At 64.0% G+C, this 19,600-nt stretch carries 20 protein-coding genes; 12 read left to right on the plus strand and 8 right to left on the minus strand.

Annotated elements, in window-relative coordinates; genetic code table 11:
- Nucleotides 1-61: 61 nt before the first annotated feature.
- Nucleotides 62-766 carry a tRNA (guanosine(46)-N7)-methyltransferase TrmB gene (gene trmB, locus H0482_RS10160; RefSeq protein WP_193729939.1) on the minus strand — a complete coding sequence of 235 codons (705 nt, stop codon included), beginning with the start codon at nucleotides 764-766 and terminating at the stop codon, nucleotides 62-64.
- 178 nt (nucleotides 767-944) lie between these two features.
- Nucleotides 945-2,201 (minus strand): methionine adenosyltransferase, encoded by a 1,257-nt coding sequence (metK, locus tag H0482_RS10165; RefSeq protein ID WP_193729940.1) that lies wholly within the window; start codon nucleotides 2,199-2,201, stop codon nucleotides 945-947.
- Between the two features lie 210 nt (nucleotides 2,202-2,411).
- On the opposite strand from metK, the gene H0482_RS10170 reads away from it, so the two are divergent.
- The 8 genes from H0482_RS10170 (at nucleotide 2,412) to H0482_RS10205 (ending at nucleotide 9,068) form a co-directional block, all read left to right on the plus strand.
- Nucleotides 2,412-3,026 (plus strand): ribonuclease D, encoded by a 615-nt coding sequence (locus H0482_RS10170; protein ID WP_193729941.1) that lies wholly within the window; start codon nucleotides 2,412-2,414, stop codon nucleotides 3,024-3,026.
- Nucleotides 3,027-3,032: 6 nt separating this feature from the next.
- Nucleotides 3,033-3,671, plus strand: a complete 639-nt coding sequence (locus H0482_RS10175; protein ID WP_193729942.1) for a hypothetical protein — start codon at nucleotides 3,033-3,035, stop codon at nucleotides 3,669-3,671.
- A gap of 1 nt (nucleotide 3,672) precedes the next feature.
- Nucleotides 3,673-4,137: an LptA/OstA family protein gene (locus H0482_RS10180; protein ID WP_193729943.1), complete on the plus strand. Its 465-nt coding sequence runs from the start codon at nucleotides 3,673-3,675 to the stop codon at nucleotides 4,135-4,137.
- Nucleotides 4,134-4,892: an LPS export ABC transporter ATP-binding protein gene (lptB, locus tag H0482_RS10185; RefSeq protein ID WP_193729944.1), complete on the plus strand. Its 759-nt coding sequence runs from the start codon at nucleotides 4,134-4,136 to the stop codon at nucleotides 4,890-4,892. Before H0482_RS10180 ends, lptB begins: the two co-directional genes overlap by 4 nt.
- A 138-nt stretch (nucleotides 4,893-5,030) precedes the next feature.
- The gene (gene rpoN / locus H0482_RS10190; RefSeq protein ID WP_193729945.1) at nucleotides 5,031-6,536 is read left to right on the plus strand and encodes an RNA polymerase factor sigma-54; all 1,506 of its coding nucleotides are present in this window, start codon (nucleotides 5,031-5,033) and stop codon (nucleotides 6,534-6,536) included.
- Between the two features lie 103 nt (nucleotides 6,537-6,639).
- Complete coding sequence (locus H0482_RS10195) at nucleotides 6,640-7,206, plus strand: NifU family protein (protein WP_193729946.1); 567 nt, start codon at nucleotides 6,640-6,642, stop codon at nucleotides 7,204-7,206.
- A gap of 136 nt (nucleotides 7,207-7,342) precedes the next feature.
- A complete protein-coding gene (locus H0482_RS10200; protein WP_193729947.1) occupies nucleotides 7,343-8,536 on the plus strand; it encodes a class I SAM-dependent RNA methyltransferase in 1,194 nt (397 codons plus the stop codon).
- A gap of 142 nt (nucleotides 8,537-8,678) precedes the next feature.
- Nucleotides 8,679-9,068, plus strand: coding sequence for a hypothetical protein (locus H0482_RS10205; RefSeq protein WP_193729948.1), 390 nt, complete (start codon nucleotides 8,679-8,681; stop codon nucleotides 9,066-9,068).
- A gap of 185 nt (nucleotides 9,069-9,253) precedes the next feature.
- Here H0482_RS10205 and H0482_RS10210 read toward each other — a convergent pair whose 3' ends face one another.
- The 4 genes from H0482_RS10210 to H0482_RS10225 form a co-directional block, all read right to left on the minus strand.
- On the minus strand, nucleotides 9,254-10,078 hold the full coding sequence (locus H0482_RS10210; RefSeq protein ID WP_193729949.1) for a sugar phosphate isomerase/epimerase family protein: 825 nt from the start codon (nucleotides 10,076-10,078) through the stop codon (nucleotides 9,254-9,256).
- On the minus strand, nucleotides 10,075-11,244 hold the full coding sequence (locus tag H0482_RS10215) for a dihydrodipicolinate synthase family protein (RefSeq protein WP_193729950.1): 1,170 nt from the start codon (nucleotides 11,242-11,244) through the stop codon (nucleotides 10,075-10,077). The genes H0482_RS10210 and H0482_RS10215 overlap by 4 nt, the downstream gene beginning before the upstream one ends.
- Before the next feature lie 160 nt (nucleotides 11,245-11,404).
- The gene (locus H0482_RS10220) at nucleotides 11,405-12,556 is read right to left on the minus strand and encodes a Gfo/Idh/MocA family protein (protein WP_193729951.1); all 1,152 of its coding nucleotides are present in this window, start codon (nucleotides 12,554-12,556) and stop codon (nucleotides 11,405-11,407) included.
- A 111-nt stretch (nucleotides 12,557-12,667) separates the two neighbouring features.
- Nucleotides 12,668-13,414, minus strand: coding sequence for a sulfite exporter TauE/SafE family protein (locus H0482_RS10225; protein WP_193729952.1), 747 nt, complete (start codon nucleotides 13,412-13,414; stop codon nucleotides 12,668-12,670).
- Nucleotides 13,415-13,631: 217 nt separating this feature from the next.
- Here H0482_RS10225 and H0482_RS10230 point away from each other — a divergent pair, with 217 nt between their 5' ends.
- The 4 genes from H0482_RS10230 to H0482_RS10245 all read left to right on the plus strand — a co-directional run bounded on the left by H0482_RS10230 (nucleotide 13,632) and on the right by H0482_RS10245 (nucleotide 17,584).
- A complete protein-coding gene (locus H0482_RS10230) occupies nucleotides 13,632-14,690 on the plus strand; it encodes a Bug family tripartite tricarboxylate transporter substrate binding protein (protein ID WP_193729953.1) in 1,059 nt (352 codons plus the stop codon).
- Between the two features lie 160 nt (nucleotides 14,691-14,850).
- A complete protein-coding gene (locus H0482_RS10235; protein WP_193729954.1) occupies nucleotides 14,851-15,393 on the plus strand; it encodes a tripartite tricarboxylate transporter TctB family protein in 543 nt (180 codons plus the stop codon).
- Nucleotides 15,394-15,405: 12 nt separating this feature from the next.
- Entirely contained in the window at nucleotides 15,406-16,932 is a 1,527-nt protein-coding gene (locus tag H0482_RS10240; protein WP_193729955.1) for a tripartite tricarboxylate transporter permease, read from the plus strand.
- On the plus strand, nucleotides 16,880-17,584 hold the full coding sequence (locus H0482_RS10245) for a TetR/AcrR family transcriptional regulator (protein WP_193729956.1): 705 nt from the start codon (nucleotides 16,880-16,882) through the stop codon (nucleotides 17,582-17,584). The genes H0482_RS10240 and H0482_RS10245 overlap by 53 nt, the downstream gene beginning before the upstream one ends.
- A gap of 63 nt (nucleotides 17,585-17,647) precedes the next feature.
- Here the strand turns inward: H0482_RS10245 and H0482_RS10250 are convergent, their stop codons facing one another.
- Nucleotides 17,648-18,352 carry a PadR family transcriptional regulator gene (locus H0482_RS10250; RefSeq protein WP_193729957.1) on the minus strand — a complete coding sequence of 235 codons (705 nt, stop codon included), beginning with the start codon at nucleotides 18,350-18,352 and terminating at the stop codon, nucleotides 17,648-17,650.
- A 160-nt stretch (nucleotides 18,353-18,512) separates the two neighbouring features.
- Complete coding sequence (locus H0482_RS10255; RefSeq protein ID WP_193729958.1) at nucleotides 18,513-19,511, minus strand: complex I NDUFA9 subunit family protein; 999 nt, start codon at nucleotides 19,509-19,511, stop codon at nucleotides 18,513-18,515.
- Nucleotides 19,512-19,600 lie beyond the last annotated feature (89 nt).

The raw sequence follows: 19,600 nt of genomic DNA on the forward strand, positions 1-19,600 counted from the left end.
GCGCTGGCGCAAGGTCCAGAGATGGAGCGGCAAAAGCGGCGCGTTTGCGGCAGGCCGCCGCTCAGCGCCGGGTAAAATCGAAATAGAAACTGATCATGCGGCCTTCGCGCCGGGCCTTCTGTTCATAGCGGGTCGGCTGCCAGCCCGGATAGGGTTCGTGCCAGCTGCCCGGCGCCGCAGGCGCGAAGGCAAATTGGGGCGCCCGCAGGATATGGGCCAAGGTCCAGTTGGCATAATCCTCGATATCGGTGGCAAAGTAGAAATGCCCGCCCGGGCAGATCACCCGCGCCAATTCCCTGAGCGTCACCGGGGAGACGAAGCGGCGCTTGTGATGACGCGTCTTGGGCCAGGGATCGGGATAGAGCAGATAGACCGCGTCGATCGAGGCGTCGGGCAGCGCCATCAGCAGCTTGAGCGCATCGTCGGTGAAAAGGCGGACATTGGCGATATCGCGCGCGGCAATGGCCTGCACCATCTTGCCGATGCCGCCGGTAAAGACTTCGCAGCCGAAAAAACCGGTTTGCGGCTCTTCCTCCGCCTTGCGGGCCAGATGCTCGCCCCCGCCATAGCCGATTTCGATGACGCGGCGCTGCGCCTCGGGGAAAAGGCTTTTCGGATCGAGCGCATTATCGAGCCGGATTTCGAGAAGCGGCAGGATATCGGCCACCTGCGCCTTTTGGCCCCCATGCAGCGTCTTTCCGGAGCGGCGGCCGAAAAAGGCGCGCGGTTCACCAGAACGGGTCTTGGGAAGGTCGTGATCGTTCATCGGATCAAATGCTCTTGAAGGGCCATGCCTGGCGCCGCCCACCGCTCGCCACTCCCGGGCCTGTCCCGGGCATGTTTTGAAGAGGCCCATAAAAACCAGGAACCCTCGGGTCAAGCCCGAGGGTGACAATCATGGAAGGGCGCATTGGTGCCTCACGACGCGATCGAGGCGGCCCTGACTATTGCACGGCCTGCCGGAGCGCCTTGACCAGATCGGTTTTCTCCCAGGAGAACGAGCCGTCGCGGCCCGCCTTGCGGCCGAAATGGCCATAGGCGGCGGTCTTGGCATAGATGGGCTTGTTGAGGTCGAGATGGGTGCGGATGCCGCGCGGCGTCAGGTCCATCACTTCGCTCAGCGCCGTTTCAAGCCTGGCCTCGTCCACATTGCCGGTGCCATGCAGATCGACATAGATCGAGAGCGGCTTGGCGACGCCGATGGCGTAGGACAGCTGGATCGTAGCCCGGTCGGCGAGGCCGGCGGCCACCACATTCTTGGCCAGATAGCGCGCCGCATAGGCAGCCGAGCGGTCCACCTTGGTGGGATCCTTGCCCGAAAAGGCACCGCCGCCATGGGGGGCCGCGCCACCATAGGTATCGACGATGATCTTGCGGCCGGTAAGGCCCGCATCACCGTCGGGACCGCCAACGACGAATTTCCCGGTCGGATTGACATGCCAGACCGTGTCGTCGCCGATCCAGCCTTCGGGCAGGGCGGCGCGAATATAGGGCTCGACGATCCCGCGCACATCCTCGGAGGTCAGCGTCTCGTCCAGATGCTGGGTGGAGAGCACGATCTGGGTGACGCCCACCGGCTTGCCGTTCTCGTATTTCACCGTCACCTGGCTCTTGGCGTCGGGGCCGAGCACGGCGGCGGGACCGGTGCCGGCCTTGCGCGCTTCGGTCAAGGTTTCGAGGATCTTGTGGGCGTAATAGATCGGCGCGGGCAGCAATTCGGGGGTTTCGCGGCTGGCATAGCCGAACATGATGCCCTGGTCGCCAGCGCCCACATCCTTGTTGCCGGTCTCATCGACGCCCTGGGCAATGTCGGCCGATTGACCATGCAGCAGCACATCGATCCGCGCATTCTTCCAGTGGAAGCCGGATTGCTCATAGCCGATGGCGCGGATGGCCTTGCGCGCGGCGGACCTGAACTTGGAGGGATTGATCACCGGAGCGCCGGACGCATCCAGCACGACCTGACCGTCCTTGCCCTTCTTGAGCAGCGATTGAGGCACGCGCACTTCGCCGGCAATGATGACGCGATTGGTGGTGGCCAGGGTTTCGCAGGCAATGCGCACCTGGGCGGGGTCCATGCCCGCCTTTTTGGCTTCCTTGAACACCAGATCGACGATTTCGTCGGAAATCCGGTCGCAGACCTTGTCGGGATGGCCCTCGGAAACGGATTCCGAGGTGAAAAGATAAGTAGAACGGGCCACGTTAAACCTCTTTGCGAGTGGCGAGGGCGCACGCGGGAGTGCGCGTATGAGGACACATTCCCCATACTTTCAACTCTGCTTTTCGCAATTTCACCGGGAGAAGGCAATAGGCACATAAAGAAAGCTTTATATTAACCCTGTCGCACGCCGCCTTTCCTTGGCCCAAGCTCTGTGCCAAGGAAGAACCAAACCACAAACCGGACCTTCATCATGGCCATCAGAGTGCATCGCGGCGATCTGCCCAATCTTTCCAATTATGGCCGCGAAGTCGCCATCGATACCGAGACCATGGGCCTCAATCCCCATCGTGACCGGCTGTGCGTGGTGCAATTGTCGCCCGGCGATGGTAGCGCCGACGTGGTGCAGATTCCCCAGGACGCGAGTGAGGCGCCCAATCTGGTCAAACTGCTCTCCGATCCGGCCGTCACCAAGATCTTCCATTATGCCAGGTTCGATGTCGCCGTGCTTCAGCACCGATTCGGCGTCGTGACCGGCCCGGTCTATTGCACCAAGATCGCATCCAAGCTGGTCCGCACCTATACCGACCGGCACGGGCTCAAGGAATTGGTGCGTGAACTGCTCAATGTCGATCTGTCCAAGCAGCAGCAGAGTTCGGACTGGGGCGGGGACAAGCTCAGCGAGGCCCAGCTCGACTATGCCGCCTCGGACGTGCTCTACCTGCACGATCTCAAGCGCCATCTCGACCGCATGCTGGCCCGCGAAGGCCGGACCGAGCTGGCGCGTTCCTGCTTCGATTTCCTCAAGACCCGTTGCGCACTCGACCTGATGGGCTGGGAGGAAACCGACATCTTCGCCCATAGCTGACCGATCATGGCGGGCGCGACGGCGGATTTACGCGTCTATCGGCGGCTGGAGCGCCGCAATCGCCTGATCGGCGTGCTGCGCCTGCTCGTCCCCGCCATGGGGGCGCTGGTGCTGGCCGGGCTGGTATTGCAGCTCTATCTCTCCAGCCTGACCGGCCGGTTCGCGGTGGGACGCATCGAGGTGACGCCCGACGCAATCATCGTCGACGCGCCCGAATATGCCGGCATGCTGGAAGACGGCTCCTCCTATCGGGTCTGGGCCGAAGCGGCGCGGGCCGCGCTCGAGCGCACCGAAAGCATCGATCTCGGCGGCGCGCATCTTTTGGTGCAGCGGCCGGACGGCGTCCAGATCGAAGTGGACGCGGCCGAAGCGCAACTGGATACGGCAGGGCAATTGACCCTCGTGCCCGGCCTTGCCGACTTTGCCGATACGACCGGCACCACCGGCACGATCCACGATTCGGTGTTCGACTGGCAGGCGCAGCGATTGACCAGCCGGGGCGCGGTGGCCATCGACTATGCCGATGGCTCCAGCGTGCGGGCCGAGGGCCTCGATTATGACGCGGCCAGCAAAGTCTGGACATTTTCGCGGGCCATCGTCACCCTGCCCTCAACTCCGGGCGAGATACCCGGCTCGGGAGACTAGAATGATGCGCCAGCCCCGATTGCTTTTCGCGCTTGCCGCGCTGCTGCTGGCCTTGCCGCCGGCGCTGGCCCAGAGCCGGGTGGAAATCACCTCCGACCTCTTCGTCATGAACGAGGCCGAACAAAAGGCCGTGTTCAGCGGCAATGTCGTGGTCACCCATCCCAATGTCACCGTCTGGGCCCCCGAAGTGGTGGCCACCTATGGGGCGGGCGGCACCAGCGATATCCGCACCTTCGAAGCCTCGGGCGGCAATGTCCGGCTCAAGACCAGGGATCAGGATGCCACGGGAAACCGCGCCGTCTTCACCCCCGGCGATCAATTGCTGCGCCTCACCGGCAATGTGAAAGTCAAAAATGCCAGCGGCGTTGTCGATGCCAGCGAATTGGTGGTGAACCTTGAGACCAATGTCTCCACCTTCACCTCCGCCGGCGGCGGGCGGGTCACCGGGATTTTCACCTCCCAATGAGCGCCGAACCTGCCCGTCCCCGCATCGATCAGAGCGGCTGGCTGGTCGCCCATGGCCTGGCCAAGAGCTTCGGCAAGCGCGTCGTGGTGCGCGACGTATCGCTGGCGGTGCGGCGGGGCGAGGCGGTCGGCCTGCTCGGGCCCAATGGCGCCGGCAAGACCACGGTCTTCACCATGATCATGGGCCTGGTCAAACCCGATGCCGGCAAGATCCTGCTCGACGGACAGGCCATCACCCATCTGCCACTGTTCCAGCGCGGGCAATTGGGCATTGGCTATCTGCCGCAGGAGCCGTCGATTTTTCGCGGCCTCACCGTTACCGGCAATATCATGGCGGTGCTGGAAAACACCCTTGCCGGGCGAGCCGAGCGCAAGGCGCGGCTCAAAGCGCTCTTGGAAGAATTTTCCATCCAACACCTGGCCAAATCCAATGCGCTGGCGCTTTCGGGCGGAGAGCGGAGGCGGGTCGAGATCGCACGGGCCCTGGCGGCCGATCCGGGCTTCATGCTGCTCGACGAACCCTTTGCCGGGGTCGATCCCATCGCCGTGGCCGAGGTCAAGGGCCTCGTCCACCAATTGACCCGGCGCGGCATCGGCGTGCTGATCACCGACCATGCGGTGCGCGAAACGCTGGGGCTGGTGGATCGCGCCTATCTGATCCATGGCGGCAAGGTGATGATCCAGGGCCGGCCCGAGACCATCTCCGCCGATCCGGAGGCCCGCAGGGTCTATCTGGGCGAGGGTTTTTCCATCTGAGCTGAGCGCGCGGCGCCAATGCAACGGCATTTGGCACGGAACTTGCTGCGCTTGCCTTGCTGCACGCGGCGAACTGGGTCATGGTGCCCGCGGAAGCCGGCCGCAAAGGCCGGCACTGGCACGACGAGATCGAGAACGATGGCGCTTTCGCCAAGGCTGGAATTCCGCCAGTCGCAAAGCCTGACATTGACGCCGCAGCTGATGCAGTCGATCCGGCTGCTGGCGCTCAGCCATCTCGAACTCAATACCTTTGTCGAGGCCGAATTGCTGCGCAACCCGCTGCTCGAGCGCGAGGAAGGCGGCGGCGACGAGGGCGAACAGGCCGAGGCGCCCGAGCGTCCGAGCGAAATGAGCGCCTATGAGGACACGGTGACCTCGGGCGAGCGGGTCAAGGATGCCGGCGAGATTGCCGAGGGTTATGACACGGCGGTCGAAAACGTCTTTCCCGACGCCGTGCCGCAGGACATCGGTTACACATCGGGGCCCGACCGCAATGGCTCCTTCGAGGGCGGGGATGCGCCCGATCTCGATCAATATGTCGCCGCAAGGCCGCGCCTCTCCGATCATCTCGAAGCGCAGGCGCAGATGCTGCTGCGCACGCAGGCCGACCGGCTGATCGCCCGCCACCTGATCGACGGGCTCAACGAGGCCGGCTATCTCACTATCGAATTATCCGCCGTGGCCGAACTGCTCGGCGCCGAGATCGAGGATGTCGAGGCGGTATTGGCGGCGCTCCAGACCTGCGACCCGCTCGGCATCTTCGCCCGCTCGGTGGGGGAATGCCTCGCCATCCAATTGCGCGAGCGTGATCGGCTCGATCCGATCATGGCCAGGCTGATCGACAATCTCGAGCTGTTGGCCGAGCACAATATTGCGGCCCTGCTCAAGGCTTTGGGCTGCGACCGCGAGGATCTGGCCGACATGCTGGCCGAATTGCGCCAGCTCGACCCCCGGCCGGGTTTCGCCTTCGACAGCGCCCCGGTGGAGACAGTGGTGCCCGATGTCTTCGTGCGGCCCGGCCCCGCCGGCACCTGGCAGGTGGAGCTCAATTCCGAGGTGCTGCCACGCGTCCTCGTCAACCGCCTCTATTATACCAGCGTCAGCAGGAAGGCGCGCGATCCGGCAGAAAAGGCGTTTCTCTCCGAGAGTCTGGCCAATGCCAATTGGCTGACCAGAAGTCTTGACCAGCGCGCCCAGACCATGACCAGGGTCGCCGCCGAAATCGTGCGCCAGCAGGACGGTTTCCTCACCCATGGCGTGGCCCATTTGCGGCCCATGACCCTCAAAATGGTGGCCGAGGCCATCGACATGCACGAATCGACCGTCTCCCGCGTCACCTCGAACAAATACATGGCGACGCCGCGCGGGCTCTATGAGATGAAATATTTCTTCACCACCGCCATCGCCTCTTCCGATGGCGGCGGCGATCATTCGGCCGAAGCGGTGCGCCATCGCATCCGGCAATTGATCGAGGCCGAGCCGGCCAGTGCCATTCTTTCCGACGACGTTATTGCCGAGCTTTTGCGCAAGGAGCAGGGGATCGATCTGGCCCGGCGCACCGTCGCCAAATATCGCGAGGGCATGAACATTCCCTCCTCGGTGATCAGGCGGCGGCAGAAAAAAGACCTGGCGCGCATCGGGTGATCATGGCCGGCAGCTCGACCAGGCAAGATGAAAGCCCCTTGCTTTTCGTCGCCAAAAGTCTATTTTAGAAGCATTCTAATCGTAAAGACGTTAGCGACACCCCATGTTCATCCAGACTGAAGCCACGCCCAATCCGGCCACGCTGAAATTCCTGCCGGGCCGCGACGTTCTCGACGGCGAGCCGCGCGATTTCCGCTCTCCCGAAGCCGCCGATATTTCGCCGCTGGCCACGGGCCTGTTCGGCATTTCGGGGGTGACCGGGGTGTTTCTCGGTTCCGATTTCATCTCGGTGACCAAGGACGAGACCAATTGGGCCCATATCAAGCCGGCCATTCTCGGCGTGATCATGGACCATTTCCTCTCCGGCAAGCCGGTCATCATCGAGGGCGCGCCGGACGCGACCAATCTCGATGAGGTCGAGGAATTCTTCGAAGAAGAAGACAAGGAAATGGTGGAAGTCATCAAGGAATTGCTGGCCACCCGCGTCCGCCCGGCCGTCGCCATGGATGGCGGCGACATCATCTTCAAGGGCTTCAAGGAAGGCACGGTCTTCCTCCATATGCAGGGCGCCTGCTCGGGTTGCCCCTCCTCCACCGCCACGCTCAAGAGCGGCATCGAGAACCTGCTCCGCCATTTCGTGCCGGGCGTGGAATCGGTGCAGCAGGTTTGAGCGCCTGGCGCGCCCGATAAAGTTACGCAGCAAGCCAGAGGCCCGATGAGCAATCATCGGGCTTCGGTCTTTTGAGCCATTGGCGCGGGCCTCCAAACCCGCTATCTGCCTTTTTCCGCCAGCCCCCGGACCCAATATGCCCGTCACCACCACGATCGAAAGCCTCGGCCACAAGGGCGAGGGCATTGCCCTTGTCGAGGGAAAGCGGGTCTTCGTGCCCTTCGCCCTGCCTGGCGAACAGGTGAGGATCGAGATCGAGGGGGATCGCGGCACGCTGGTGGAAGTGCTGTCTGCCGCGCCCGAGCGCGTCGCGCCGTTCTGCCCCCATTTCAGCCGTTGTGGCGGGTGCCAGGTGCAGCATCTGGACGAAGCCAGCTATGTCGCCTTCAAGACCGGCCTCGTCGAGACGCCGCTGCGCCAGGCCGGGATCGAGGCGAAAGTCTCCCGCTTCATCCGCGCCCATGGCGCCGGCCGCCGTCGCGCCACCCTGCATGCCCGCCGCGATGGCGCCGGCTATATGCGCAGCAGAAGCCATGAGCTTCTCGATCTCGATGCCTGTCCGATCCTTGTGCCAGCTCTGGCCCGCGCCCCCGAGATCGCCCGGGCGCTGGGCGCCGCCATCGGGGAATGCGACCTGGCCTTTACCGCCAGCAATGGCGGGATCGACGTCGCCATCCGCAAGGCGCCCAAGCATGTGCGCGTCGAAAAACTGGTGCCACTGGCCAATGATCTGGGTCTTGCCCGGCTGGCGCTGGACCGGGAAATGGTCCTGTTGCGTCAGCAGCCGACCATTTCCATGGGCCGCTCGGAAGTGGACCTGCCCATCGGCTCGTTCCTGCAAGCCACCGCCGAGGCCGAACAGGTCCTGGCCGAATATGTCATCGCCGCCATGAACAAGCCCAAGACCATTGCCGACCTGTTTTGCGGCATCGGGCCTTTCGCCCTGCGGCTGGCGGAACTGTCGCCCGTCTATGCCGCCGACAGCGACAAGCCGGCGGTACAGGCGCTGGACAAGGCAGCGCGCCACACCCGGGGGCTCAAGGCGATCACCACCAGGGCGCGCGATCTGTTCCGCGATCCGCTCACCCGGTTCGAACTGGCCTTCGACAGCGTCGTGCTCGACCCGCCCCGCGCCGGGGCCGAGGCGCAGGTGAAAGAGATCGCCGCCTCAAAGCTGGCCCATGTGGTCATGGTGGCCTGCGACCCGCGCAGCTTTGCCCGCGACGCGGCGCTGCTGGTTCAGGCTGGGTTCATCTTGAGCGACCTAATAGCGGTGGATCAGTTCGCATTTTCGACCCATGTCGAATTGGCCGCGACGTTCCGGCGCTGACCCGCGCCGGATCACAAATACCAAAAGGGCCGCAAAGGCCCCGCAACCCTGCCGCATTCACTGCGTTATATGCGGCATCAAGCAAAGTTCGAACAGATGTGGTGGCGAGCGGGAGGGCGCGATCACCAGACGGAGATCTATTGTGACCAAGACAAAAACCTTTCTCATCGCCGGCGCGTTGCTCAGCGCCATGGCGCTTCCCACCTTCGCCCAGGAGGCCAATATCAACGGCACTTGGATCGATGCCGAAGGCACCAGCTTCACCTTCAAGCTCTGTGGCGACGGCACCGATCTCTGCGGCGTACTCAACGACATCCAGGGCGCTTCGCGCACGGCGGAAAATCTGACTTTCGTCGATCAGGAAGTGGTGAAGGCCGAGCAGACCGCGCCGGGCCGCTGGGAAGGCACGATCAATTATGGCGGCCGTCAGGCCGGCGCCAAGGTGACCCTGGTCGCCCAGGACGCCATCAAGATCACCGGCTGCCAATTGGGAATCCTGTGCCAGTCGATCACCTTCTACAAGGCGAGCTGAACGCCCAAGAAAGGCAAAAGCCCCGGTTGGGCCGGGGCTTTTTCATTGCAGCCTGTCGGCCTGTCGACCGGCTCCTCCCCTCCATCGTTATGGCCCGGCTCGTCCGGGCAATCCATCTTGCCGGGACATGGGCCAATCCGACAAGCGGATGGTGACGACATGGGGAAATCCTGCGGGCGACGTTTTCAGCAGACGCTGGCCACGCGCTCCTTGATCACCGCCAGCACCTCGTCGCCGTCGCGCTGCCACCAATTGTCCCGGGAGAAGATTTCCACCTCCTGGGGGCCAAAAAAGCCGGCATCCTCGATCATCTTGCGAATGCCTTTGAGATCGATCACCCCGTCGCCCATCATGCCGCGATCGAGCAGCATGTCCTTGGTCGGCACCAGCCAGTCGCAGATGTGATGGGCGAAGATGCGCTTCATCCGCCCGGCGCGGGCAATGGCGCCAGCGAGATTGGGATCCCACCAGACATGATAGACGTCGATGGCGACGCCCACCGTCTCGCCCAGCATTTCGCAGATATCGAGCGCCTGATCTATAGTGTTCACGCAGGCGCGGTCGGCGGCATACATGGGATGGAGCGGCTCGATGGCGATCTTGACGCCCGAGGCCCTTGCATGGGGCAGCATGGCGGCGATGCCGTCGGCCACCATCTGGCGCGCGCCGCCAATGTCGCGGCTGTCCTCGGGCAGGCCGCCGACCACGAGCACGAGACAATCGGCATTGAGCGCGGCGGCTTCGTCGATGGCGCGCAGATTGTCGTCGATATTGGCCTGCCGCCCCTGCGCTGTCGCGGCCGGGAACATGCCGCCCCGGCAGACGCCGGTGACCTGCAAGCGGTTCTCGCGCACGATGCGCGCCGCCTCATCGAGGCCGATGGCGGCGATCTGGTCGCGCCAGGGCGAGATGGCAGTAATGCCGGCGCGCAGGCACCCATCCACCGCCTCGGCAAACCCCCATTGCTGGCGGGTGGTGGCCAGGTTAAGCGATATCTTGCGTTCGGTCATGCCGACACTCCATGCACGGCCAGAACTGCCTTCATCCTCTGGATCGCCAGATCGGGGTCGGCCAGCACCCGCGCCTTGTCGGCGAGCCGGAACAATTCGGCCAGATGCTGGAGCGAGCGGGTCGATTCCTGGCCGCCGACCATGGTGAAATGGTCCTGCAATCCGTTGAGATAGGCGAGAAAGACCACGCCGGTCTTGTAGAAGCGTGTCGGGGCCGCAAAGATATGGCGCGAGAGCGGCACGGTGGGCTCGAGAATATCGAAGAATTCCTTGTTGTCGCCCCGCCCCAAAGCCGCCAGCCCCGCCGAGGCCGCCGGAGCGATGGCGTCGAAAATGCCCAACAGGGCGTGCGAATAGCCCTTTTCGTCCCCTGCGATCAGTTCGGCATAATTGAAATCGTCGCCGGTATACATTTTCACGCCCGCCGGCAGACGGCGGCGCATGGCGATTTCCTTTTCCGCCGAGAGCAGGGAAATCTTGATGCCATCCACCTTGTCGGCATGGGCGGCGATGACATCGAGACAGGTATCCATGGCCCGGTCATGGTCGATATTGCCCCAATAGCCCTGGAGGGCCGGGTCGAACATTTCCCCCAGCCAATGCAGGATCACCGGCTGCGCCACATTGGCGAGCACGTGGCCATAGACGCGGGCATAATCGTCGGGCGATCTGGCGGCGGCGGCCAGGGCGCGGCTGGCCATGAGGATGACACGACCGCCTTCGCCTTCCACGAATCCCACCTGTTCGTCATAGGCGCGCAAGATGTCGTCGATGGTGACATCGGGCCCGGGCGCGAGATGATCGGTGCCGGCGCCATAGGCGATCAACGCGTCCTCGCGTCCCCGCGCTTCGGCCTGGGAGCGGCGGATCAATTCCCTGGCTTCGGCCCAGCCCAGACCCATGCCGCGCTGCGCCGTATCCATGGCTTCGGCCACGCCCAGCCCCAGATCCCAGAGCCGGTGCCGGAATGCCAGGGTCCGGTCCCAGTCGATGGCGGGCGTCAGCCAGGGATCGTTGCCGGCCAGCGGATCGGCCACCACATGGGCGGCGGCAAAGGCGATGCGCGGGAAATCGCTGGCCTTGAACTTGACGAAAGGTATGGGGTCGCCGCTCACCCGATAGGGGCTGATGGAGCGGTCGGGATTGGGCAGGTTGATCGTCGGCATGGGGGCGTGTCCTTGAAATCTCAACATCTGCGGTGTCATCCCGGCGCCGGCCGGGATCCATGTCCTTGCTCCGCCGCGCCATCAGGCTTGGGGGATGATCGTCCGCATGGATTCCGGCCTGTGCCAGAATGACACCCGTGAAGGGAGGGGCTCCGCGCCCTCAGAATTCCAGCTTGGGAACATCGAGCCAGCGCCGTTCCTGCCAGCTTTTCAGGCCCAGTTCGGCCAATTGCACGCCCTTGGCGCCGGCTTCCAGCCCATAGGGCCAGGGCGCGTCCTCGGCGACATGGCGCAGGAACATTTCCCATTGCGCCTTGAAGCCGTTATCGGCCGGCCAATTGTCGGGAACTTCCTCCCAGTCGTTGAAGAAGTTCATCGTCTGCGGCTGGTCGGGATTCCACACCGGCTTGGGGGTGTTGACGCGATGCTGGGTCCAGCATTTGTGCAGGCCCGCCACCGCTGATCCATGCGTGCCATCGACATGGAAGGTCACCAGATCGTCGCGGCGCACGCGGGTGGTCCAGCTCGAATTGATCTGGGCGATGATGCCACCTTCAAGCTCGAACGTGGCATAGGCGGCATCGTCCGTGTCGCAATCGAAAACCTTGCCGTTTTCATCGACGCGCTGCGGGATATGGGTGGCGCCCAGGCAGGACACGGCCTGCACTTCGCCGAAGAGATTATCCATCACATAGCGCCAGTGACACAGCATATCGAGGATGATGCCGCCGCCGTCATTCTTGCGGTAATTCCAGCTCGGGCGCTGCGCCTTCTGCCAATCGCCCTCAAAGACCCAATAGCCGAACTCGCCGCGCACCGACAGGATCTTGCCGAAAAAGCCGCTGTCGCGCAGCATTTTGAGCTTTTGCAGGCCCGGCAGGAACAGCTTGTCCTGCACGACGCCATGCTTGAGACCGGAGGCGCGGGCGGTCTTGGCCAGGTTCACCGCAATGTCGAGATCATCGGATGTCGGCTTTTCGCAATAGACATGCTTGCCGGCGGCAAGGGCGCGTTCCAGCAGCCCGGCGCGCATCAGCGTCGTGCCCGCGTCGAAAAAGATCGTGTCGTCGGGATTGGCCAGGGCCGCATCGAGATCGGTGCCCCAGCGGACGATATTGTGCTTCTTGGCCAGGGCTTCGATCTTGTCGCGGTCGCGGCCCACAATGATGGGGTCGACGACCAGCCGGTCGCCATTGCTCAACCCGATGCCGCCCTGGTCGCGGATCGCCAGGATCGAGCGCACCAAGTGCTGGTTGTAACCCATGCGTCCGGTGACGCCATGCATGATGATGCCAATGCGCTGTTCTGCCATTCCGTTCTCCCGCGTCCCCGCTCGGTGTAACTGATTGGTTACTTACCTATAGCGGGCGCGGGACGTCGTCAAGCGGGCAGAGCTGCGACCTTGGTCGGTGGTCATCGGTGCTCAGAGACCGAGCACCATTTTGAGGCCCATGAGACCAAGAAAAATGAGGATCATCAGATCGAAGGTGCGGCGGTCGAGCCGGCCGGCCAGCGCCTGGCCCAGCGGCATGAAGACCAGTACCGGGATCATGGCGAGCAGCGCCTCAAAGACCCATGCCCCCTGCATGATTCCGCTCAGCACCAGCGATGGCAATTGCACGAGGCCCAGCACCAGGAACATGACGGAGACGGCGTAGACATGGGCGGCGCGGTCGAGACCCATGGCATGGATGAAAGTGACGCCGACCGGCGCCGAAATGCCGGTTGCCCCCTGCAAGAGACCGCTGCCAAAGCCGGCCACGGGCCCGGCGCGCCGGGCCAGGGCCTCATCGACCCGCAGATGCGGCCGGGCGACCTTGAGCAGGAAATAGGCCAGCAGCAAGAGGCCCAGCGACAGGATCAGCACCCGTTCCGGCAGGGTTCGGAGCAGCCAGGTGCCCAGCACCACGCCGACGCCGCCGGCCACGAGAAAGGCCGGCAGGAAACCCAGCCGCGTATCGGCCCGCGCCGCCCGGAACTGCCACATCTGCATGGAATTGGTCAGCGCCTGGGTGATGGCGAGGATGCCGACGGCGTGCTGGAGGCCGAAGACCGAGGCCAGGACCGGCAGCGCCACCAACGGCAAGCCCATGCCGGTGGCGCCCTTGACCACGGCGCCCGCCGCCAACGCCAGGCCCATGATCGTCATGCGTTCGAGATCGAAATCCATCACCGCCCTCAATATCGATAACGAACCGGTTCACCAGGCCCGCGCCCCAGCAAAATCTAGTGCGAAACACCCGTGAATGACAGCCGTTTAGGCCATCAACGGAACAAATGATAGCTCACCGTCTGGTTACTTAACGCTTGACAGGCCATTCCATCGCTCGCAATCTGCCGCTCGAGGGCCACAAGAAGCGGCCCCGAAACATGGGAGGACTATGACGATGAAGCAGTCTCTGCGGCGCGTCCTGGCGTCGGGCACTGCCCTTTTGACGCTGGGAACGGCCATCTCTTTCGCCACCTCGTCTTTCGCTCAGGAATGGAAGCCGGACCGGCCAATCAACCTGATCGTGCCCTGGGGCGCCGGCGGCTCGACCGACCAGGTCACCCGCGTCACCGCCCCTATTCTGGCCGAAGCGCTGGGCGTGGATGTCGTGGTGGTCAACCAGCCCGGCGCCTCGGGCGCCATCGGCACCCAGGAAGTGCTGAACGCGGCGCGCGACGGCTATACCTGGACCGCCAATGCCATCGCCAACAATGCCACCTATGCGGTGACGGGCCTGCTCGAAAACACCAATATCGACGATTGGCACATCTATCTCTCGGTCGCCAACGTGCCGGTCGTGTCGGTGCCCGCCGATAGCCAGTTCACCGATTTCGGCGCATTGCTGGCCGCCTTCCAGTCCGATATGGGCCGAGGCATCAGCGTCGCCACCGCCGGCATCACCTCTTCGGGCGGCACCGCCATCGCGGCCCTTTCCGGTGCGGCGGATAATTTTGAATATAACATGATCACCTATGACGGCGGCGGGCCGGCAGCCATTGCGACGGCGGCAGGTGAAGCCATGGTCACCACGCAATTGGCGGTGGAACAGACCGAATTGATCCGTGGCGGCCGTCTCAAGGCGCTGGCGGTGCTGTCCGACCAGCCGCTGGTGCTCGACGGCGTCGAGCCGATCCCGCCGATCACCAATTGGCTGCCCGACATGGAGCTGGCCCCCGATTATTTCGGCATTTTCGTGCCGGCCGGGGTGCCCGAGGAGGTCGTCGCCACGCTGGACAAGATCTGGGCCGAGAAAGTCTCCAATGCGGATTCGCTCAAGACCTATGCCGAGACCTTCGGCGCGGTCTTTGCGCCCTCCCATGGCGCCGAAGCCCGGGCCCTGGCCATGCCGGTGGTGATCCTCGAAGCCTGTGATGCGGTCCTGCGCGGCGAAGCGGTCAAGGATCCGTCCACGATCGGCATCGATTGCGCCACCCGCACCGAAATCGGCGCGCAATAAAACCAGCGGGGGCCGCACGGCATGGCGCCGGCGGCCCCCGCGCTTCTCTCATCCACCGCCAAAGCCGGGCCCGTCCCGGTGGCTCATGCCCTTCGCGCGGGCCGGACAATGACGGTGAATATGCCAGCATGCTCAAGCGCCCTTTTCAGGCCCGGACAGAATGACAATCCAGACCGATCCCATGCCCAATGACGACGATCGCGACCCGGCCCGGCTGCGCGCCGATCTCATCACCGCCATCGTGCTGATCGGCCTGGGGCTGGTGGTCACCTATTTCTCCTGGACCATGGACAGGCTGGAAGTGCGCCGCATCCATCCGGCCACCATTCCTGGCCTCGTGCCGTTCATTCTGGGCCTGGCGCTGACCCTGTGCGGCGGGCTATTGGCCGCGCGCTCCGCCCGGCTCGACAGCAAAGGCGGCGGCGCGGCGCTCGTCCGCGTGCTCCTCTCCTGGCAGGCATTGCGCGTGCTCACCGTCCTTGTTCTGGCGCTGGTCTATACGCTGGGTCTGGTCGGCCGCATGCCGTTCTGGCTGGCCTCCGCGCTCTTCATCTTCAGTTTCATCATCCTGTTCGAGACCGTGCTGTCCGACCGGCCGAGATCGCTGCCGCGCACTCTGATCTGGGCGGGCGTCGTTGCCCTCGCCGCCGGGCTGGGCGTCCATTACATCTTCGGACAGATCTTCCTCGTGCGTCTGCCCTAGGGAAAGAGCTTTATGTTCGACGGTCTCATTCTTCTCGGGCAGGGCGTTGCCCATTTCCTCACCCCTGCGGGCCTGTTCAATGTTGCCTGGGCGACCCTGCTCGGCCTTGCCGTCGGCATCCTGCCGGGGCTCACCGCCACGATGGGCGTCGCGCTGCTGGTGACGCTCACCTACAAGATGGCCCCCGACCAGGCGATCCTGACGCTGATGTGCGTCTATCTGGGCGCCATTTATGGCGGCAGCCGCACCGCCATCCTGCTCAATATTCCCGGCACCCCCGCCAATGCCGCGGCCACGCTCGACGGCCATCCGCTGGCCATGCAGGGCAAGGCCGGCCTGGCCATGGGCCTGGCCACCACGTCCTCGACGCTGGGCACGCTGGTGGGCATTTTCTTTCTCGCCATCATCGCGCCGCTGCTGGCCGAGGCGGCGCTCAAGTTCGGCTCCTACGAATTCTTCTGGCTCGCCCTGTTCGGCGTGGTCATTTCCGGGCAGATGACCGGCTCGGACACCCCGCTCAAGGGCTATATTGCCGGTATTCTGGGACTGCTGGTGGCCATGGTGGGCATGGAAACCCTGCATGCCCATCAGCGGTTCACCTTCGGCATTCCGGCGCTGGGGGCGGGCGTCGATCTGATCCCGGCAATGGTCGGGGCCTTCGGGCTCGCCGAAATCCTCTCCACCATGAAGCGCACCGCCATGCCCCGCATCGCGGCGGTCAATGACCGGGTCATTCCCACGCTGCGGGAAATCTTCCAATATTGGAAGACCATCATCCGCTCGGGCATTGTCGGCACCTTTGTCGGCATCATTCCCGGCGTCGGCGAGGATGTGGGCGCCTGGTCTTCCTATGCGCTGGCCAAGAAGCGCTCGAAAAACCCCGAAGAATTCGGCAAGGGCAGCCAGGAAGGCCTGATCGCGGCAGAAACCGGCGACAATGCCGTGGTCTCGGCCGCCATGATCCCCACCTTGACGCTGGCCCTGCCCGGCTCGGCCGCCGCCGCCGTGCTCATCGCCGCCATGATGATCCACGGCATCCGGCCCGGCCCGATGCTGATGATCGAGAATGCGCCCTTCCTCTATCAGGTCGTGGCCATGCTGCTTCTGGCCACCTTCGCCAATCTGATCTTCGGGCTGTCGCTCACCAGGATTTTCATCAAGGTGCTCTCGGTGCCGCGCGAACGGCTGATGGCGGTCATCTATGTGCTGTGCGTGGTCGGCTCCTTCGCCATCACCCAGCGCATGTTCGACGTCTATGTCATGGTATTTTTCGGCATTGTCGGCTTCATCCTGCGCGAGATGAAATATCCCATGGCGCCGCTGGTGCTGGGGATCGTTCTGGGCGATCTGCTCGATCTCAACCTGCGGCGCGGGCTGGCGCTGACCAATGGCGATCCCACGCCCTTCTTTACCCGGCCGATCAGCGCTGTTATCTGCACCATCATCTTTTGCACCATCCTCATGTCCATCCCGGCGGTAAATCGACGTGTCCGAGCCCTTTTCATCCGCAATGGCGGAGGCGCCCAAGCGCAAGGCTGAGGCCAACAAGCCCGAGGCGACGACGCGCAAGCGCAATTCTGCCAAGACCAAGGCCTCCATCCTGGCGGCGGCGCGGGTGGAATTTGCCGATCGCGGCTTCGAGGGGGCGCGGGTGGACGCCATTGCCGAACGGGCCGAGGCGAACAAGCGGCTGCTCTACCATTATTTCGGCAACAAGGAAGATCTCTACCGGGCAGTGCTGCTCGACGCCTATCAGGAGATCAGGCAGGGCGAGCGGGCGCTCTCGCTCGATCAATATGACCCGGTCCAGGCCATGGACCGGCTGGTGCGCTTCACCTTCCGGCACTTCCTCGCCAATCCGTGGTTTCCGCGCCTATTGGGCACGGAAAACATCGAGAATGCCCGCTTCCTCAAGACCCTGCCCGACATCAAGGCGCTGCATTCCCCGCTGGTGGGCCAGATCGCCGCGATCATCGAGCGCGGCGCGGCCAGCGGCATTTTCCGCCGCGACGTCGATCCGGTGCAGCTCTACATTTCCGTCGCGGCGCTCGGCTTTTTCTACGTCTCCAATACGGCAACGCTGTCGGTGATCTTCGAGCGCGACCTCTCCAGCGTCGGCATGGTGCAGGAGCGCGAGGCCCATGCGGTGCAGATGGTGCTCGACTTCCTCAGGACCAAGCCGGGACTTTAGCAAGACCCACCCGGCCTTTCCCTTGAGAGGGAGGCCAGGTGGGGGGGCTCGTCACGCCCTTCTCTAAATATCCACCTCGTCATCGCCCAGCCCGTCGACTTCAGCGGCGGCGCGGCGGAGGATGTCGGCGGCGCGGCGCTGCTGCTCGTCGCTGCCCTTGCGGGCTTTCTTGAGCGCCTGTTTCAGCGCCTTGCGCGCCGCTTCCAGTTCGGGAATGGCGTCGTGCATGGGCTGGTCGCGTTCGCTCCGTTCGCCCCAATGGGGCGGCACATTGCCGTCCTCGGGCCGGCTCTCGCCCCCAAACGGAAAATCGGCCCGAACGAATTCACGAAACCGGTTCATCTGCTCGCCGGTGCGGGCGAGAAAATCCAGCGTCGAGGCCACCGCCTCGCGGTTTTCCTCGAGATGGGCGCGGCCCGCCTCGGTAATGGCATAGAGCTTCTTGTTGCCATCGGCCGAGGACGTGACATAGCCGGCTTCCTCGAGATAGGTCAGCGCCGGATAGACGATGCCGGGGCTGGGCGAATAGACGCCGTTGGAGCGCTCGTCCACCGCCTTGATCAGGTCATAGCCGTGGCGCGGCTGCTGTTCGATGAAATAGAGCGCCACCAGCCGCAGATCGCCTGAGGCCAGCATGCGCCCGACGCGGACATTGCCGCCCAAATTGCCTAGTTCGTCATCGGCCAGGCGCTGCATGCGGCCCCAGCCGCGCCGCGCCATCTGTTCCAGCCTGCGCCAGTTCGGTTCGCCGTTGTTCCAATAGCTCATGATCTATCTCCAGATATATCGTAAAAGCCCTTCCCGCAGCAAATCGGCACCATGCGGCCCGGTTTCAAGATATATCTTGGAAGATTCCGCCGTCCGCCCAGCAACAAAAAACCCCCGAACCGAGGTCCGGGGGTGCAAAGGCAGAAATTGTCTTGGTCGATCAGGCAGAAATACTGCCATGGGCCGCCGGCTTGTGGTCGCGGTCGAATTCGCCATGGCGGCGGAAGCGCCACATATAGGTGGGCAGGATGGCGTCCATGCCGGTCGGGACGATGCCGAAGGCGGCAAAGCTGCGCTTGTCCTTGATCGCTGCCTCGGAAACCACATTATCGACGCCGAGCAGGTTGATCTGGTCGGCGGTGACCAGCGGCTTGAACGGCAGGATGCCGAGCAGGGCGGCGCCGAACCTGGCAAGGCCCGCCGGGAAGGGCAGGAGCGGACGATTGCGGCCGGCCTCGCGCAGGATGCGCTGCATCAGCGCCTTGTGCGTCTCCACGTCGGGACCGCCCAGTTCATAGACGCGCCCGGTCTTGACCGCGCCTTCGCTCGCCTTGGCGAGGGCGGCGGCGACATCGCCGACAAAGACCGGCTGGAACAGGCTCTGGCCATGGACCAGAGGCATGACCGGGAAAAGCCGCGCCAGCGTGCCCATCAGGTTGAAGAAACCGTCATTCTGCCCGAACATGATCGAGGGACGGATGATCACGGCCTCGGGAAAGGCGTCCAGAACCGCCTGCTCGCCGGCCAGCTTGGAAGCGGCATAGGAACTGATGGCGGCGGCCTTGTCGACGCCCAGCGCCGAAAGATGCACCAGCGCGCCGGCGCCCTGGGCCCTGGCGGCGCGAGCGACGCGGGCGGCACCCTCGACATGGACGGCGTCGAAACGCTGCTTGCCGCGCTCGAAACCGATACCGACCAGATTGATGACGATATCGGCGCCGGCCACGGCGCGCGTCACCGAAGCGTCGTCGCGCAGATTGGCCTGCACCGGCACGACCTGGCCGACGCCGCCGAACATGCGGGTTTCCCCGGCCAGATCAGGGCGGCGCACCGCGACGCGGATGCGATAGCCCTCGCGCGCCAGCAACTGAACCAGATGGTTGCCGACAAATCCCGATCCACCGAAAATGGTGACGAGCTTGGGGATATTGCGATCCATTGACGGGGCTCCGCGACAGGCTGGATGAACTCAGCCGCTTCTAGCGCAAGCCTCTTGCTCCTGTCGAGCCTTGCCATAGCGGCATTTCG

It is taken from the genome of Devosia faecipullorum, from assembly GCF_015158295.1.
In the GTDB taxonomy this organism is placed as follows: Bacteria; Pseudomonadota; Alphaproteobacteria; order Rhizobiales; family Devosiaceae; genus Devosia; species Devosia faecipullorum.

Coding starts and splice junctions, on each gene's coding strand:
- trmB (WP_193729939.1), bottom strand. CDS start 766: ATGAACGATCACGACCTTCCCAAGACCCGTTCTGGTGAACCGCGCGCC.
- H0482_RS10170 (WP_193729941.1), top strand. CDS start 2,412: ATGGCCATCAGAGTGCATCGCGGCGATCTGCCCAATCTTTCCAATTAT.
- H0482_RS10175 (WP_193729942.1), top strand. CDS start 3,033: ATGGCGGGCGCGACGGCGGATTTACGCGTCTATCGGCGGCTGGAGCGC.
- H0482_RS10180 (WP_193729943.1), top strand. CDS start 3,673: ATGATGCGCCAGCCCCGATTGCTTTTCGCGCTTGCCGCGCTGCTGCTG.
- lptB (WP_193729944.1), top strand. CDS start 4,134: ATGAGCGCCGAACCTGCCCGTCCCCGCATCGATCAGAGCGGCTGGCTG.
- rpoN (WP_193729945.1), top strand. CDS start 5,031: ATGGCGCTTTCGCCAAGGCTGGAATTCCGCCAGTCGCAAAGCCTGACA.
- H0482_RS10195 (WP_193729946.1), top strand. CDS start 6,640: ATGTTCATCCAGACTGAAGCCACGCCCAATCCGGCCACGCTGAAATTC.
- H0482_RS10200 (WP_193729947.1), top strand. CDS start 7,343: ATGCCCGTCACCACCACGATCGAAAGCCTCGGCCACAAGGGCGAGGGC.
- H0482_RS10210 (WP_193729949.1), bottom strand. CDS start 10,078: ATGACCGAACGCAAGATATCGCTTAACCTGGCCACCACCCGCCAGCAA.
- H0482_RS10215 (WP_193729950.1), bottom strand. CDS start 11,244: ATGCCGACGATCAACCTGCCCAATCCCGACCGCTCCATCAGCCCCTAT.
- H0482_RS10220 (WP_193729951.1), bottom strand. CDS start 12,556: ATGGCAGAACAGCGCATTGGCATCATCATGCATGGCGTCACCGGACGC.
- H0482_RS10225 (WP_193729952.1), bottom strand. CDS start 13,414: ATGGATTTCGATCTCGAACGCATGACGATCATGGGCCTGGCGTTGGCG.
- H0482_RS10230 (WP_193729953.1), top strand. CDS start 13,632: ATGAAGCAGTCTCTGCGGCGCGTCCTGGCGTCGGGCACTGCCCTTTTG.
- H0482_RS10235 (WP_193729954.1), top strand. CDS start 14,851: ATGACAATCCAGACCGATCCCATGCCCAATGACGACGATCGCGACCCG.
- H0482_RS10240 (WP_193729955.1), top strand. CDS start 15,406: ATGTTCGACGGTCTCATTCTTCTCGGGCAGGGCGTTGCCCATTTCCTC.
- H0482_RS10250 (WP_193729957.1), bottom strand. CDS start 18,352: ATGAGCTATTGGAACAACGGCGAACCGAACTGGCGCAGGCTGGAACAG.
- H0482_RS10255 (WP_193729958.1), bottom strand. CDS start 19,511: ATGGATCGCAATATCCCCAAGCTCGTCACCATTTTCGGTGGATCGGGA.